Source organism: Herbaspirillum seropedicae (genome assembly GCF_001040945.1).
GTDB lineage: Bacteria > Pseudomonadota > Gammaproteobacteria > Burkholderiales > Burkholderiaceae_D > Herbaspirillum > Herbaspirillum seropedicae.
The window spans coordinates 5,326,654-5,342,357 of record NZ_CP011930.1; the positions used below are offsets into that span (position 1 = coordinate 5,326,654).

Annotated in this window: 13 protein-coding genes; 11 read left to right on the plus strand and 2 right to left on the minus strand. The window is 64.3% G+C overall.

Going from position 1 to position 15,704, the window contains the following annotated elements:
- Positions 1-45: 45 nt before the first annotated feature.
- Complete coding sequence (locus ACP92_RS23185; protein WP_013236564.1) at positions 46-1,464, minus strand: aminotransferase-like domain-containing protein; 1,419 nt, start codon at positions 1,462-1,464, stop codon at positions 46-48.
- A 339-nt stretch (positions 1,465-1,803) separates the two neighbouring features.
- On the opposite strand from ACP92_RS23185, the gene aptA reads away from it, so the two are divergent.
- The 11 genes from aptA (at position 1,804) to ACP92_RS23235 (ending at position 14,781) form a co-directional block, all read left to right on the plus strand.
- Positions 1,804-3,132, plus strand: a complete 1,329-nt coding sequence (gene aptA, locus ACP92_RS23190) for an omega-aminotransferase AptA (RefSeq protein WP_013236565.1) — start codon at positions 1,804-1,806, stop codon at positions 3,130-3,132.
- Between the two features lie 27 nt (positions 3,133-3,159).
- Positions 3,160-4,653 carry a CoA-acylating methylmalonate-semialdehyde dehydrogenase gene (locus ACP92_RS23195; protein WP_013236566.1) on the plus strand — a complete coding sequence of 498 codons (1,494 nt, stop codon included), beginning with the start codon at positions 3,160-3,162 and terminating at the stop codon, positions 4,651-4,653.
- Positions 4,654-4,667: 14 nt separating this feature from the next.
- Positions 4,668-5,120, plus strand: a complete 453-nt coding sequence (locus ACP92_RS25155; protein WP_232284884.1) for a hypothetical protein — start codon at positions 4,668-4,670, stop codon at positions 5,118-5,120.
- A 109-nt stretch (positions 5,121-5,229) separates the two neighbouring features.
- Positions 5,230-6,423 (plus strand): ABC transporter substrate-binding protein, encoded by a 1,194-nt coding sequence (locus tag ACP92_RS23200; RefSeq protein WP_013236567.1) that lies wholly within the window; start codon positions 5,230-5,232, stop codon positions 6,421-6,423.
- Positions 6,424-6,640: 217 nt separating this feature from the next.
- The gene (locus ACP92_RS23205) at positions 6,641-7,507 is read left to right on the plus strand and encodes a branched-chain amino acid ABC transporter permease (protein WP_013236568.1); all 867 of its coding nucleotides are present in this window, start codon (positions 6,641-6,643) and stop codon (positions 7,505-7,507) included.
- Between the two features lie 32 nt (positions 7,508-7,539).
- A complete protein-coding gene (locus ACP92_RS23210) occupies positions 7,540-8,544 on the plus strand; it encodes a branched-chain amino acid ABC transporter permease (protein ID WP_013236569.1) in 1,005 nt (334 codons plus the stop codon).
- Entirely contained in the window at positions 8,541-9,308 is a 768-nt protein-coding gene (locus ACP92_RS23215) for an ABC transporter ATP-binding protein (RefSeq protein WP_013236570.1), read from the plus strand. The genes ACP92_RS23210 and ACP92_RS23215 overlap by 4 nt, the downstream gene beginning before the upstream one ends.
- The gene (locus ACP92_RS23220) at positions 9,305-10,009 is read left to right on the plus strand and encodes an ABC transporter ATP-binding protein (RefSeq protein WP_013236571.1); all 705 of its coding nucleotides are present in this window, start codon (positions 9,305-9,307) and stop codon (positions 10,007-10,009) included. The genes ACP92_RS23215 and ACP92_RS23220 overlap by 4 nt, the downstream gene beginning before the upstream one ends.
- A 168-nt stretch (positions 10,010-10,177) precedes the next feature.
- The gene (locus ACP92_RS23225) at positions 10,178-11,437 is read left to right on the plus strand and encodes a Zn-dependent hydrolase (RefSeq protein ID WP_013236572.1); all 1,260 of its coding nucleotides are present in this window, start codon (positions 10,178-10,180) and stop codon (positions 11,435-11,437) included.
- Between the two features lie 26 nt (positions 11,438-11,463).
- Entirely contained in the window at positions 11,464-12,975 is a 1,512-nt protein-coding gene (locus ACP92_RS23230) for a M81 family metallopeptidase (protein ID WP_013236573.1), read from the plus strand.
- A 204-nt stretch (positions 12,976-13,179) separates the two neighbouring features.
- Positions 13,180-14,781 carry a methyl-accepting chemotaxis protein gene (locus tag ACP92_RS23235; protein ID WP_013236574.1) on the plus strand — a complete coding sequence of 534 codons (1,602 nt, stop codon included), beginning with the start codon at positions 13,180-13,182 and terminating at the stop codon, positions 14,779-14,781.
- Here the strand turns inward: ACP92_RS23235 and ACP92_RS23240 are convergent.
- Positions 14,745-15,635, minus strand: coding sequence for a TauD/TfdA dioxygenase family protein (locus ACP92_RS23240; RefSeq protein WP_041311360.1), 891 nt, complete (start codon positions 15,633-15,635; stop codon positions 14,745-14,747). The genes ACP92_RS23235 and ACP92_RS23240 overlap by 37 nt on opposite strands.
- Between the last annotated feature and the right edge of the window lie 69 nt (positions 15,636-15,704).

Below are 15,704 nucleotides of genomic sequence, written 5' to 3' on the forward strand. Positions count from 1 at the left end.
GGTCAAGGTCAGAGCGTAGCGTGCGCAGCAATGCACTACGCGGCCCTACAAGCCCCGCAAGAAATCAAACAGCTCCGGCACGTCAGCATAACCGACATTGAACCGGAAGCTGGTCTGGTGCGGCGCTGACAGATGGAAGAAATCCCCCGGCGCGAGCCAGATGCCCTTCTGCCGCGCCCGGTCGGCGATCTCGCGCGCTGACAGTTCACAACCCTCGATGGTGGCCCAGCTGAACATGCCGCCGCGCGCCGCCGTGAAAGGCGTCAGACCGACTTCGCTGAGCTTGGCGTTGAGCGTGGCCTGGGCGCTGAGCAGTGTGGCGTTGAGCGTCTGCACGTGACGCCGGTGATGGCCTTCGGTCAGCACGTTATGCACCAGGCGCTCGTTGATCTCCGAATTGGTGAGCGTCAACACCATCTTGGTATGCACGATCTGCCGCGCCAGTTCGCGCTGGCAGGCGATGTAACCCACCCGCAATGACGGCGCGATGGTCTTCGAATAACTGCCCACGTAGATCACCCGCTGCAAGCCATCCAGCGCCGCCAGCATGGGGTCGGTGGCCTGGCCGAGTTCGCGGAAGATGTCGTCCTCCACCACCCAGAAACCATGCCGCTCGGCCGCCTGCAGCACGCGCATGGCACAGGCCGGGGTGTAGGACGTGCCCGTGGGGTTCTGCAAGACGCTGGTGGTGAAGAACATCTTGGGGTGGTGCGTGCGCGCCAGTGTCTCCAGCACATCGGTATCGACCCCGCCCGGGGTGCGCGGCACGCCGATCACGTTCAAGCCCGCCAGGCGCAGCATGGCGATCAGGTTGCAGTAGCCGGGGTCGTCGATGAGCACCGTATCGCCGGGCTGGGTCATGGTGCGGATCACCAGGTCCAGCGCCTGCGTGGCGCCGTGGGTGGTCAGCACCTGTTCGATGCCCAGCTCCAGCGACCAGTGGCCAAGGAACTGCGTGATCAACTGGCGCAGCGGGGCATAGCCGTAGGGGTGGCCATAGCCGACCTGCTGCGCGCCGGGCGAGCGGATGATGCGGCGCTCGGCCTGGTGCAGGCCTTCGTCGTTGAGCCACTTGCCGGGCAGCCAGCCGCAGCCGGCCTTGATGGGCACGCGTTCGTCGGCAAACATTTCCGACAGCAGCCAGGCTGAATCGATCACCGGTTCAGGGGGGACGAAGACGGCGTGCTGGCCCGATTGTCCAGCGCGGGCGGCGACGAAGAAGCCCGCTCCGCGACGGGCTTGCAGCATGCCGCGCGCCACCAGTTGCTCGTAGGCTTCCACCACGGTGGAGGAGCCGATGTCGTGGTGCTGCGCAAACTGGCGTACCGAAGGCAGGCGCTCGCCGGAGCGCAGCTCGCCCGTTTCGATCAGGCCGGCCAGGCCATTGGCGACCTGCTCTACCAGACGGGCGCTGGTCTTGCGCTTGAGGTCCAGTTGCAGGGGGGCGCGGGCGGGCTTGGCCATGTCTTCCTTTCGGACAAAGTGTGATGCTTGCAGGTCACTGCATTGCTGCAAGGGGGCAAGGTGTAAGGAGAAATCGGTAACTGTATTGCTCATCGTCGCCACTGCTTGCGCCGCGCTGAATCGCCACATATTCGCCTCGGCGCAAGGCTCGGAGGGCGTTACACAGCGACTGTCGGCGGCGCCGGCTCCCGCAGGGTGAAGCAATACAGTTTGCCTCTTTGACCAATACAGTTTCCAACGAAAATCAAAAGTGTAGCTAACAATACGGCCACTGTATGGCAATAATCAAGCACTGTCATTTTGATCTCCGGATTCCTCCTCTTTTTCACGGTGCCTGCCATGTCCAGCCAAGACCCAACGCATCCGTCCAGCCTGTCGGCCTACTGGATGCCCTTCACTGCCAACCGCAACTTCAAGGCCGCGCCGCGCATGCTGGTCTCCGCCGAGGGCATGCATTACCGCGATGACGCCGGCAACACCATCCTGGACGGCACCGCCGGCCTCTGGTGCGTGCCGCTGGGCCATGCCCATCCCAAGATCGTGTCGGCCGTGCAGAAGTCGGTGGCCACGCTGGACTATGCGCCGTCCTTCCAGCTCGGCCATCCCAGCGCCTTCGAACTGGCCGAGCGCTTGAAGGCCTATACCGGCAACCGCTTTGGCAATGTGTTCTACACCGGCTCCGGTTCGGAGGCGGTGGATACGGCGCTCAAGATCGCCCTGGCCTATCATCGCGCCAAGGGCAACGCCACCCGCACCCGCCTGATCGGGCGCGAGCGCGGCTATCACGGCGTGGGCTTCGGCGGCATGTCGGTGGGCGGCATCGGCGGCAACCGCAAGACCTTCAGCACGGCGCTGCTGCCGGGCGTGGACCACCTGCCGCATACCCACAACCTGGAAAAGAACGCCTTCACCAAGGGCGAGCCGGAGTACGGCGCACACCTGGCCGATGAACTGGAACGCCTGGTCACCCTGCACGATGCCTCCAACATCGCCGCCGTGATCGTGGAGCCGGTGGCCGGCTCCACCGGCGTACTGATCCCGCCCAAGGGCTATCTGAAGCGCCTGCGCGAGATCTGCACCAAGCATGGCATCCTCCTGATCTTCGATGAAGTCATCACCGGCTTTGGCCGCCTGGGGACGCCCTTTGCATCGGACTACTTCGATGTGGAACCGGACATCTTCACCACCGCCAAGGGCCTCACCAATGGCGTGGTGCCGATGGGTGCGGTCTTCGTGAAGCCGGAAATCCACGATGCCTTCATGAACGGCCCGGACGGCATCGAGCTCTTCCACGGCTATACCTATTCCGGCCACCCGCTGGCCTGCGCGGCGGGCCTGGCCTCGCTGGAGGTGTTCCAGACCGAGGGCGTGCTGGAGAACGCGCAAGCGGTCGCCGACTATTTCCAGGAAGCGGCGCACGCCCTGCGCGGCCTGCCGCACGTGATCGATGTGCGCACCATTGGCCTCATCGCCGGGATCGAGCTGGCCTCGATCCCGGGCCGCGTCGGCGCCCGCGCCTATGACGCCTTCGTGCGCGCCTTCAACGACGGCATCCTGATCCGCGTGACCGGCGACATCATCGCGCTGTCGCCACCGCTGATCATCAACAAGCAGCAGATCGACGAACTGTTCGGCAAGCTGGCGGCCATCCTCAAGACGCTGGCCTGATCCCACATCACAACGCAAGAAAGATTCATGGAAAAGATTGCACACTACATCGGCGGCCAGCGCGTCGATACCAGGAGCGGACGTTACGCCGATGTCTTCAACCCGGCGCAAGGCGTGCCGGTGGCGCAAGTGGCGCTGGGTACGAGCGACGAAGTCGATGCCGCAGTGAAGGCCGGCGTGGCTGCTTTCCCGGCCTGGTCCAACACGCCGCCGCTGACCAGGGCTCGCGTGCTGTTCCGCTTCCTGCACCTGATCCAGCAACGGGCCGATGACTTTGCCCGCATCATCGTGCGCGAGCATGGCAAGACCTTCTCGGATGCGCAGGGCGAAGTGGCGCGTGGCATCGAGATCGTCGAGTTCGCCGCCGGTATTCCGCAGATGCTCAAGGGCGAATACACCGACCAGATCGCCCGCGGCATCGACGCCTGGTCGATGCGCCAGGCGCTGGGCGTGGTGGCCGGCATCACGCCGTTCAACTTCCCGGCCATGGTGCCGATGTGGATGTTCCCCATCGCCATCGCCTGCGGCAATTGCTTCGTCTTGAAACCCTCCGAGCGCGATCCCTCGGCGTCGCTGCTGATCGCCGACCTGCTCAAGGAAGCCGGCCTGCCCGATGGCGTCTTCAACGTCGTGCAAGGTGACAAGGTGACCGTGGATGCGCTGCTGGATCATCCGCAGGTCAAGGCCATCAGCTTCGTCGGCTCGACCCCGATTGCGGAATACATCTATGCCCGTGGCTCGGCCAAGGGCAAGCGCGTGCAAGCGCTGGGCGGCGCCAAGAACCACATGGTGGTGATGCCCGACGCCGACATGCAGCTGGCCGTGGACGCCCTGATGGGCGCGGCTTACGGCTCGGCCGGCGAGCGCTGCATGGCGATCTCGGTGGCATTGGCCGTGGGCAGTGCCGGTGATGAACTGGTGGCCGCATTGGCCGAGCGCGCCCGCAAGCTGAAGATCAACGAAGGCATGGCTGCCGGCGCCGAGATGGGTCCGGTGGTGACTGCAGCTGCCAAGGAACGCATCGAAGGCCTCATCGGCCGTGGCGTGGAGGAAGGCGCGACGCTGGTGGTGGATGGTCGTGGCTACCAGGTGCCGGGTTTCGAGAAGGGTTTCTTCGTCGGCGGCACGCTGCTCGATCACGTCACGCCGGAGATGACGGTGTACAAGGAAGAGATCTTTGGCCCGGTGCTGTGCGTGCTGCGCTGCCCGGACATCGCCAGCGCGGTGGAACTGATCAATGCGCACGAGTATGGCAATGGCGTGGCGGTCTATACCCGCGATGGCGGCGTAGCGCGTGAGTTCGTGCGCCAGATCGAAGTGGGCATGGTCGGGGTCAACGTGCCGCTGCCGGTGCCGATGGCCTTCAGCAGCTTCGGCGGCTGGAAGCGCAGTCTCTTCGGCGACCATCACATGTACGGGCCGGAGGGGGTGCGCTTCTACACCCGGGCCAAGGCGGTGATGCAGCGCTGGCCCAATACGGCCAGCGCCGGGGCGGAATTTGCATTCCCGCAGATGAAATAAACAGGATCAACGGCATGAAATTTTCATGCCGTTTTTCTTTGGCGGGTGCGTATGATGAAGAACCTGCACGACCGATCGGCATCGGTCTTGTTGGTGCAGAAAACGTCAGGCGCGGTGCAGGAAACATCAGGCTTCCCAGCTCGCAGGAAGTGACCGGAGGGCCTGCACCAAAAGCAAGAAAAATTAGAAAACCAGACCGTCGTGGCAGACCGGTGGAAACACTCCGGCAGCACGGGAGAACGGCAAACAAACACTCGGAGACACGCTCGCAAGAGCGGCAGGAGGAGCCCATGATGGCTCACGCCATGCGGCGCAAAGGCGCGCTGCTGCAGCGTTTTTTCATCATCACGTGCTGGCTTGCGGCGCTTGTGCAAGGCAGTGCGGCCCTGTCGATCGATGCTTTTCCGCCCGTTCCTGGCGGAGGATTTCACACGTCCATGCAATCCATCCATGTCCTGCTTTCCTAATTTTTTCAGGAAGCACAGGCATGGAACTTGCGTTGACGGGCAGTAATGCAGTGTTGCGCATTTCCTTGGATGTCATCTTTCAATCATTCGCCTTGAGGGAGAAACAAGCATGATCAGCCGTCGCCATTTCCTGAAACTGTCCGCCCTGGCCGCACCCGGTGCATTGAGCTACCACGATGTCTTCGCCCAGGCCGAGAGCATTGCCTTCGGCTGTCCGGTGCCGATGTCGGGGCCCTTCGCCGCCAATGGCAAGTTCGCCGACCTGGGCATGAAGCTGGCCCTGCAGAAATACGGCAAGGTGCTGGGCAAGAGCACCAGCTACGTCAACCTCGATACCGAAGGCAAGCCGGCCACCGCCGTGCGCAAGATGCAGGAGAGCATCGAGAAGGGCACGCGCTTCTTCGCCGGCGGCATCCTCTCCGGCGAGGCACTGGCCATGGGCAAGGAAGCCGACAAGGCCGGCGCGGTCTTCATCACCACCGCCGGGGCCGATGAGATCACCGGCAGCGACTGCAACCGCGCCACCTTCCGCTGGTCGGTGCCGACCTTCGGCGCCATCGAACAGACCGTGCGTCCGCTGCTGGAAAAGATGCCCAACGCCAAGCGCTGGTACACCATCACGCCGCAATACGTGTTCGGCGAAGGCCTGCTGTCGGCGGCCAAGAACATCTTCAAGGAAAAGGGCATCGAGCACGTGGGCAACAGCTACCACTCGCTGACCGAAAAGGAATTCTCCGGCTATCTCACCAATGCCATTGCGGCCAAGCCGGACGTGCTGCTGCTGCTGAACTTCGGCTCGCAGTCCTCGGACACGCTGCGCCAGGCGGTCAGCTTCGGCATGAAGAACAACTGCACCATCCTCATGGCCTGGGCCTCGGGGCTGGAACAGTTCGAGACCCTGGGGGCTGATATCTGCGATGGCGTCTATTTCGGCGCGCAGTACTGGCACGCCATCGATGCGCCCTTCAACAAGGAATTCGTCAAGCTGGTCAACGACAACCTGAAGATCGATCCCAACTACAGCCTGGCCGGTTCCTACATCTGTACCAAGATCATCCTGGACGCCATCATCAAGGCCAACAGCACCGATCCCAAGGCGGTGATCGCGGCCATGGAAGGCATGAAGTACGAAGGCCTGACCGGCAGCGAGGAAATCCGCAAGGGCGACCACCAGGTCATCAAGAACTACTACCTGCTCAAGGGCAAGGCCAAGGCCAAGATGGCCAACAAGAACGACTATGCGGATATCGTTTCCTCCGGCAAGTCCTTCCTGCCGCTGGAGAAGACGCAGTGCAAGCTGTGATGGAGCGGCAAGGAGGTGGCGCGGCTTTTCGGCGCGCCCCTCCTCCCGTTCGGACTGAGTAGACCCGCAGGGTCGTATCGAAGTGCGGCGTCCTGATCGCGCCGGGAGCCACGCCTTCGATACGCCGCTGGCGCGGCTACTCAGTCCGAACGGTAGTCGAGATCTTCAATGCGTCACCAAGGTATGACTGAGCTTCTTTGTTCCCTCACGAGGTTCCATGAACATCTATCTGTTGCAGATCGCCAATGGCGTGGGCATCGGCATGCTCTACTTCCTGCTGGCGGTGGGCCTGTCGATCGTCTTCGGCCTGCTGCGCTTCGTCAATTTCTCGCATGGCGCCTTCTTCCTGCTGGGCGCCTATCTGTGTTTCCAGGTCACCGATCTGGGCCTGGGCTTCTGGTGGTCGTTGCTGATCGCACCGCTGGTGGTGGGCCTGTTCGCCTGGATCGTGGAGCGCTTCGTGCTGCGCCATGTCTATGCGCTGCCGCATCATTTCCACATCCTCTTCACGGTGGGCATGGCGCTGGTGATCCAGGAAGCGGTGATCTCCACCTGGGGGCCGCTGGGCAACAATGTCGCGCCGCCTGATCTGCTGCAGGGCGTGGTGATGTGGGGCGGCTTCGTCTATCCCAAGTACCGCCTCTTCGTCATCGGCCTGACCGCCGTGATGGCGCTGCTGCTGTGGTGGGTGCTGGAGGGGACGCGGCTGGGCTCGATCGTGCGCGCCGGCTCGGAATCGACCGAGATGGTGTCGCTGCTGGGCCTGAACATCAACCGCATCTTCAGCCTGGTGTTCGCCCTGGGCGCGGCCACGGCGGGACTGGCCGGCGCCCTGGCCGCGCCGATACGCGGCGCCGATCCCTTCATGGGCGTGGAAGCGCTGGGCATTGCCTTCGTGGTGGTGGTCATCGGCGGGCTGGGCAGCTTCTGGGGGGCGCTCATCGGCGGCATCTTGGTCGGCATCGTGCAGAGCGTGATGAGCACGGTCTGGTCCGAGGGCGCGCACCTGATGATCTATGTGGCCATGGCCGCCGTGATGCTGCTGCGCCCGAATGGCCTGCTCGGCCGTCCCGGCGCGGCCTGACGCGCTTTGACCTTTTCTGCACAGAGGTTTCCATGAAACAGATTGCGCATTTCCGTTACACCTTGCTGGCCGCCGCCGTCGCGCTGTTGCTGCCGCTGCTGCTGCCCTCGGGCACGCTGGCCACCGAAGTGCTGGTGTTCGCGCTGGCGGCGCTGGGCTGCAACCTGCTGCTGGGTTATACCGGCTTGATGTCCTTCGGCCAGGGCATCTTCTTTGGGGTGGGCAGCTATACCGCCGGGGTGGTGCTGCTGCAGTTGAAGCTGGCGCTCTTGCCGGCGCTGGCGCTGGCGGCCCTGGGGGGCGCGCTGGTGGCGCTGCTGGTGGGCTGGTTCTCGATACGCCAGCGCGGCACCTACTTCGTCATGCTCACGCTAGCCTTTGCCCAGATGTTTTACTTCCTGGCCTATACGATGAAGGACGTCACCGGCGGCGACAACGGCCTGCTGGATATCCCGCGTCCGCCGCTGGCGCTGTTCGGGCTGACGCTCTTGCCGACCACTTCGTCCTGGCAGTACTACACGGTGGTGGCCATCCTGTTCGTGCTGGTGTTCTGGCTGTTGCAGCGGGTGGTCGATTCGGTGCTGGGCAAGACGCTCTTGGCAGTGCGCGAGAACGAGGCCCGCGCCTCGGCGCTGGGGTATGACGTGCGGCTGCTGAAGCTGGCGGCCTTCGTCATCTCGGGCGCCGTGACGGGCCTGGCCGGTGGGCTGCACGCGATGATGACGGGTGTCGCACCACTGTCCAACATCGAGTACCACACCAGCGAGGCCATCCTGGTGATGACCGTCATCGGCGGTACCGGCAACCTGTTTGCTTCCGTGCTGGGAGCGAGCTTCTATGTGCTGGTGGGCAACTGGCTCTCCACGCTGTGGCCGCGCTGGCTGATGCTGCTGGGGCTGCTGCTCATCGCGGTGAGCCTGTACATGCAGAAGGGCCTGTTCGGCCTGGCCATGAAGATCATCGATGCCGTGCGCGGCAACAAGGGCGCATCGGCACAGGCTGCTACCGCTACCGCAACCAAGGAGAAACACTCATGAGCCGCCCCATCCTGCAAGCGGTGAACGTGACCAAGCGTTACGGCAAGTTCACCGCCGTCAACGGCATCACGCTCGACATCGAGGCGGGCACCGTGCATTCGGTGATCGGTCCCAATGGCGCGGGCAAGACCACGCTGTTCCATACGCTGACCGGCACCACGCCCATCACCGAGGGCAGCATCCTGGTCGAGGGCGAGGAAGTGGCGCACCTGCCGGGCAATCGCCGGGTGCAAAAGGGACTGGCGCGCTCCTTCCAGGTGACCAGTCTGTTTCCCAACCTGAGCGTGCGTGAAAACCTGCGCCTGGCGGCGCAAGGACGCGCGCCGCTGGCCGCGCTCAATCCCTGGAAGCGTGCCGAACAGTTCAGCGCTGCCTGCGCGCTGGCCGATGAGCTGCTGGCGCGGCTGTCGCTGCAGGCCGTGGCGCAGCGCGCCTGCGCCGAACTCTCGCATGGCCAGCAACGCAGGCTGGAAGTGGGCATGGCCATGGCCGGACGACCCAAGGTGATCTTCCTGGACGAGCCGACCTCGGGCATGGGCATCGACGACATCGCCGAGATGAAGCAGCTCATCCACGGATTGCGGCGCGACTATACGGTGGTGCTGATCGAACACAACATGGATATCGTGATGGATATCTCGGACCGCATCACGGTGATGCAGCTGGGCCAGATCCTGGCGCAGGGCAAGCCGGCCGAGATCCGCAGCGATGAACGCGTGCGCCGGGCCTACCTCGGCAGCATGATCACCGGAGGCAAAGCATGATCCTGCAAGTGGAAGACGTTCACGGCTACTATGGCAAGAGCCACATCCTGCAGGGCGTGTCGCTGCAGGTGGATGCGGGCGAGGTGGTGACGCTCTTGGGCCGCAATGGTGCGGGCAAGACCACGACCTTGAAGAGCATCGTCGGCGTGGTGCCGCCGGTCCAGGGCCGGGTGCTCTTCGAGGGCCAGCTCATCAGCGGCCTGCCCTCCTACAAGATCGCCGCACGTGGCGTGTGCCTGGTGCCGGAGCATCGCGGCATCTTCAAGCTGCTGACGGTGGAAGAGAACCTGACCATGGCCGCGCGCAAGGAATCGGCCTGGGGGCTGGAAGAGATCTATGCCATCTTTCCGCGCCTGAAGGAGCGTCGCAAGAATGGCGGCGGCCAGCTGTCGGGCGGCGAGCAGCAGATGCTGGCCATTGCGCGTGCGCTGATGACGCATCCGCGCGTCTTGATGCTGGACGAACCCGTGGAAGGCCTGGCCCCGGTGATCGTGGACGAGATCGTGGCGCAGATCCGGCAGATCAAGGCCACCGGGATGTCCATCATCCTGGTGGAACAGAACCTGGAAGTGTGTACGCAGTTGGCGGACCGGCATTACATCGTCGAACAGGGGCGCATCGTCTATCACGGCAGCAATGCCGAGTTCCTGGCTGATGAAGGTGTGAAGGACCGTTATCTGGGCGTGAATCTGGCGGCATGAGTGACGATGGTGTGTCCTTCGATACGCCGCTGCGCGGCTACTCAGGTCGAACGGGTTGGAGATGGTTCTGCCAACGCAGTGATGGATGCCCATCCTCCCGTTCGTCCTGAGTAGGCGGCAGGCCGTATCGAAGGATCGCCGACGCCAAAACCAAACAAGGAATCAAAGATGGACATGAACACCCAAATCTCTACCCTGCGCATCGACGGCGCACGCCTGTGGGACTCGCTGATGGAACTGGCCCGCATCGGCGCCACTGCCAAGGGTGGCGTGTGCCGCCTGGCCCTGACCGACCTGGACAAGCAGGGACGCGACCTGGTGAGCTCCTGGGCGCGCGCCGAAGGCATGAGCGTGGTGGTAGACCAGATCGGCAACATCTTCATGCGCCGCCCCGGTCGCAACAATGCATTGCCCCCGGTGATGACGGGCTCGCACATCGATACCCAGCCGACCGGCGGCAAGTTCGACGGCAACTACGGCGTGCTCGCCGGCATCGAAGTGGTGCGTACGCTGAACCAGCACAACATCCAGACCGAGGCCCCGATCGAGGTGGCGGTGTGGACCAATGAAGAGGGTTCGCGCTTCGTGCCGGTGATGATGGGCTCCGGTGTCTTCTGCGGCGCCTTCACGCTGGACCATGCCTACAACGCCACCGATGTCGAGGGCAAGAAGGTACGCGATGAACTGGAACGCATCGGCTATATCGGCGAGCAGGTCTGCGGCGACCACCCCATCGGCGCGTATTACGAGGCGCACATCGAGCAGGGGCCGGTGCTGGAAAATGCCGATACCGTCATCGGCGTGGTGCCGGCGGTGCTGGGGCTGTCCTGGTACGACTGCACGGTGACCGGTTTTGAATCGCATGCCGGGCCCACGCCCATGGAAATCCGCAAGGATGCACTGCAGGTCTCGACCTACATCATGCAGGAGGTGGTGGCCATCGCCCACCGCTATGCGCCGTATGGACGCGGCACGGTGGGCCAGGTGCAGGTGATGCCCAACAGCCGCAACGTGATTCCGGGGCAGGTGAAATTCTCCATCGACCTGCGCAATGTCAGCGAGGCATCGCTGACCCGCATGCATGAAGACCTGCTGGCCTATCTGGAGGCCATGCGCAAGAAGACGGGGCTGTCCATCGAACTGGAACGTGTGTCCTACTTCCCGCCCTGCCCCTTCCATCCGGATTGCGTGGACAAGGTGCGCGCCGCCTCGGCGGCACTCGGCTACAAGACCATGGACGTGGTCTCCGGGGCCGGGCATGACGCCATCTATGCGGCGCGCCTGGCGCCGGCGGGGATGATCTTCGTGCCTTGCAAGGATGGGGTGTCCCACAACGAGATCGAAGATGCGCGGCCCGAGCACCTGGAAGCCGGCTGCAACGTGCTGTTGCAGGCCATGCTGGCCAGCGCGGGCGTAGTCAGCGCGTAATTTGTGATTAATGCAGGAAACTGATCATGAAACCGACATTCGTCATTGCACGCATGAATCACGAGACCAATACCTTCTCGCCGATTCCCACGCCCCTTGAAGCCTTCGCCCCGCAATGGGACGACGCCGCCTACCGTGACCAGAAGGGCGCGCGCACCGCCATGGGCGCGTTCCTGGAACTGGCCGAGCAAGCCGGCGCGCAAATCGTCACGCCACTGGCAGCCTGGGCCAATCCCAGCGCGGCAGTCGCAGCCGATGCCTATACGTTGATGTGCGACGCCATCGTGCGCGCCATCGAGCAGGGTTGCGACGCCATCCTGCTGGACCTGCACGGCGCGATGGTGGCCGAGAACGCCGAGGATGGCGAAGGCGCGCTGCTGGAACGCATCCGCCGTGTCGCCCCGCATACGCCCATGGCGGTGGCGCTGGACCTGCATGGCAATGTCACGCAGAAGATGGTGACGCATGCCGATGTCATCGTCAGCTTCAAGACCTATCCGCACATCGACATGTTCGAGACCGGCGAGCACGCTGGCCGCCTGCTGCTGGCGCGGCTGCGCGGGCGCTCGCAGCCGCGCATGGCCTGGCGCCAGGTGCCGATGCTGTCGGCCACGCTGACCAGCAATACCTCGGCCTCGGCCATGCAGCGCGCGGTGGAAGCGGCCAAGGCCGCCGAGCAGGAGCCGGGCGTGCTGGCGGTGTCGGTGCTGGCGGGTTTCCCCTTGTCGGACTTCCGCGATGCCGGCATGTCGGTGGTGGTGGTGACCGAGGACGATGCGGCGCAGGCCGATGCGGTGGCGGCGCGTATCGCGCGGCAGATCTGGGCCGAGCGCGCCGACTTCGTCTATCACAGCCCGCCATTGGCCCAGTCACTGGCGCAGGCCCGGCAATTGCGCCAAGGGCCGGGCCAGGGGCCGATGCTGCTGCTGGACCATAGCGACAACGTCATGTCCGGCGGCACCTGCAATACCATGGACGTGCTGGAGGCGGCGCTGCAGGAAGGGCTGGAAGGCATCGCCGTGGGACCGGTGAGCGACCCCGAGGCGGTGGCGCAACTGGTCGAGGCGGGTCTCGGCGCAACCGTCACGTTGGCCGTGGGCAACAAGGTGGATCTGGCGGCCCAGGGCATCACCAAGACACCGCCGGTCTATACCGGCAAGGTAGTGGCCATCACCGATGGCCGCTTCACGGTGACCGGGCCGATCTATACCGGATCGCACTTGCAGATGGGGCGCAGCGTGCTCTTCGATATCGGCGCGGCGCGCATCGTCATCACCGAGGAACGGGTCGAGCCCTATGACCTGGGCGTCTTCACCAGCCTGGGGCTGGACCCGGCGCAGCAATCCTTCCTGATCCTGAAGTCGCGCATGTATTGCCGTCCGGTCTTCGCGCCCATCAGCCGTGCGCTGGTCGAGTGCGATTCGGATAGCGGCGGGCCGACCAGCGCCAATTTCCGGCTGTTCCCGATCAAGAAGGTACGCCGGCCGATCTATCCGCTCGATGCGGACATGCGCTGGGAGGGCGGCGCGGGCGCTTGAGCCGCTGGTGCCGCTGGTGCCATTGGGCAATTTGCCCGAATACAACAGTCTCCTCAGGGCCTTCCCCAGTTGTGCAGCATCATCCAATGGCTGTGTTAGGCTGACCTGGCTGCAAGGTGATTTCCATCGCAACAGCCACCTGCGCCGGTGCCGCCCACAACAATTCCACACCATGGCCTGGCGCCTCACACAAGGGGAGACAAGATGAAAAACCTCAAGATCGGCGTACGCCTGGCCATCGGCTTCATTGCCTTGCTGATGTTGATGGCGGTCATGGTCGCCCTCGGAGTCTGGCGGCTGGGCAGCATCGGCGACGCCACCGACGACATGACCCGCATCGCGCTGAAGAAGGAGCGCGATGCCGTGCAGTGGCATGCGGCCATCAAGGAAAACGGCGTGCGCACCTTCGCTGTGATGAAGAGCGATGACGACGCCTTCCAGGCCTACTTCCAGAAGCAGATCGATGCGCAGTCGGCCAGGATCAGCCAGTTGCAGAAGGAGGTCGAGGCGGCCATCACGGATGCCGAAGAAAAGCGGCTCTTCGATGAAGTCGGCAAGCTGCGCGCGGCCTATCGGGCCACGCGCCAGAGCATCTTCGACGTCAAGACGGCTGGCGACGACGCCCGCGCGCGCGAGATGACCGATACCACGCTGGTCAAGATGATGGATGACTATGCCGACGGCGTGCTGCGCTACGCCGATTTCCAGAAGCAGGTGATCGACCAGACCGCCGCCGCGATCAACCGCGACTACCGCTCCGGGCGCAGCATGCTGCTGGCGCTGGGCGCCATCGAGATCGTGCTGGGAGCGGCGCTGGCCTGGCTGCTCACGCGCAGCATCACGCGGCCGCTGAACCAGGCGGTGACCATCGCCGAGACGGTGGCCGCCGGCGACCTCACCTCCCGCATCGACAGCAGCAGCCGTGACGAGACCGGCAAATTGCTGGCCGCGCTCAAGACCATGAATGGCAACCTGCTCGACATCGTGGGCCGGGTGCGGATGGGGACCGAGACCATCAACACGGCCTCACGCGAGATCGCCACCGGCAACCTGGACTTGTCAGCACGTACCGAGGCGCAGGCCGGTTCGCTGGAAGAAACCGCCTCGGCCATGGAACAGTTGACCTCTACCGTCAAGCAGAACGCCGATAACGCCCGCCAGGCCAATGAGCTGGCGGCCTCGGCCTCGCAGGTGGCGACCCAGGGCGGCGCGGTGGTGGACCAGGTAGTGGCCACCATGGGCGCCATTCATGCCTCTTCGCAAAAGATCGCCGACATCATCGGGGTCATCGATGGCATCGCTTTCCAGACCAATATCCTGGCGCTCAACGCGGCCGTGGAAGCGGCCCGCGCCGGTGAGCAGGGACGCGGCTTTGCGGTGGTGGCTTCCGAAGTGCGCTCGCTGGCGCAGCGTTCGGCCTCGGCGGCCAAGGAGATCAAGCAGTTGATCGACGACTCGGTGGAAAAGGTGGACGATGGCAGCCGGCTGGTGGCGCGCGCCGGCGACACCATGCAGGAAGTGGTGCAGAGCGTGGCGCGGGTGACCGCGGTGGTGCGCGAGATCACGCTGGCCAGCCAGGAACAGAGTGACGGCATCGAACAGGTGAACCTGGCCATCACCCACATCGACGAAACCACGCAGCAGAACGCCGCCCTGGTGGAGCAGGCGGCCGCCGCCGCGCGCTCCATGCAGGACCAGGCTGCCTCGCTGACCGATGCGGTCAGCGTCTTCCGCCTGGAGGACGATGCGCAGGTGCTGGCCGTGGCCGTTCAGCGCGGCACGTCGCCTTCGACGGTGGTGCGGTAGAGGGTGCGGCGCAGGTGTTGGGGGGTGATCGCGGCGTAGTGCTGGGTGCTGCGGTTGTCCCAGAACACCAGGTCATGCGCTTGCCAGCGGTGGGTGTAGACATTCTCGGGGCGGGTGATGTGGGTGTGCAGTTCCTTGAGCAGCGCATCGCTTTCATCGCGCGGGATGCCGATGATGTGCGAGGTAAACCCTTCGCTGACGAAGAGGATCTTGCGGCCACTCTCCGGGTGGGTGATCACCACCGGGTGTTCCACCGGCGGCACTTCATCGATCTGCTGCTGGGTCAGGGGCGCGCGCCAGGGGGAGAGCTTGCGCAGGCGTTCGTAGCGGTAGACATAGGAGTGCACGGCGCGCTTGCCTTCGAGCAAGGTCTTCAGGGCCGCCGGCAGGCTGTCCCAGGCGGCGGCGGTATTGGCGTACAGGGTGTCGCCGCGCTCGGCGGGCAGTTCCTGTGAGTGCAGCAACGCGCCCAGGCTGGGCTTGGGCATGTAGGACAGGTCCGAGTGCCAGTCGGCGCCGGCATCGACCAGGCCGATGGGCTTGCCGTTCTCGACCACATTGGAGACGATCAGGATTTCAGGATGGCCGGCCAGGTGGAAGCGGTTGAGCACATGCACCTGCAGCGGGCCGAAGCGGCGGCTGAAGTCGACATGCTGTTGCGGCGTGATGCGCTGGTCACGGAAGACCACCACGCCGTGCTCGACCAAGGCCTTGCGGATGCGCGCTAGCTCACTGGCCGAGACCGGCTTGTTCAGATCCAGGCCGACGATTTCGGCACCCAACGGCGCGTCGAAGCGATGGATCTCGAACTCTTGATGGATATCTTGCGGGCGTTCCAGCGTGGCGGCCGACATGGGGGCTCCTGTGTCCTGGTGAGGGTGGCGAAAGCCACCATTACACTCTCCCCAGCGGCAGACGGACAA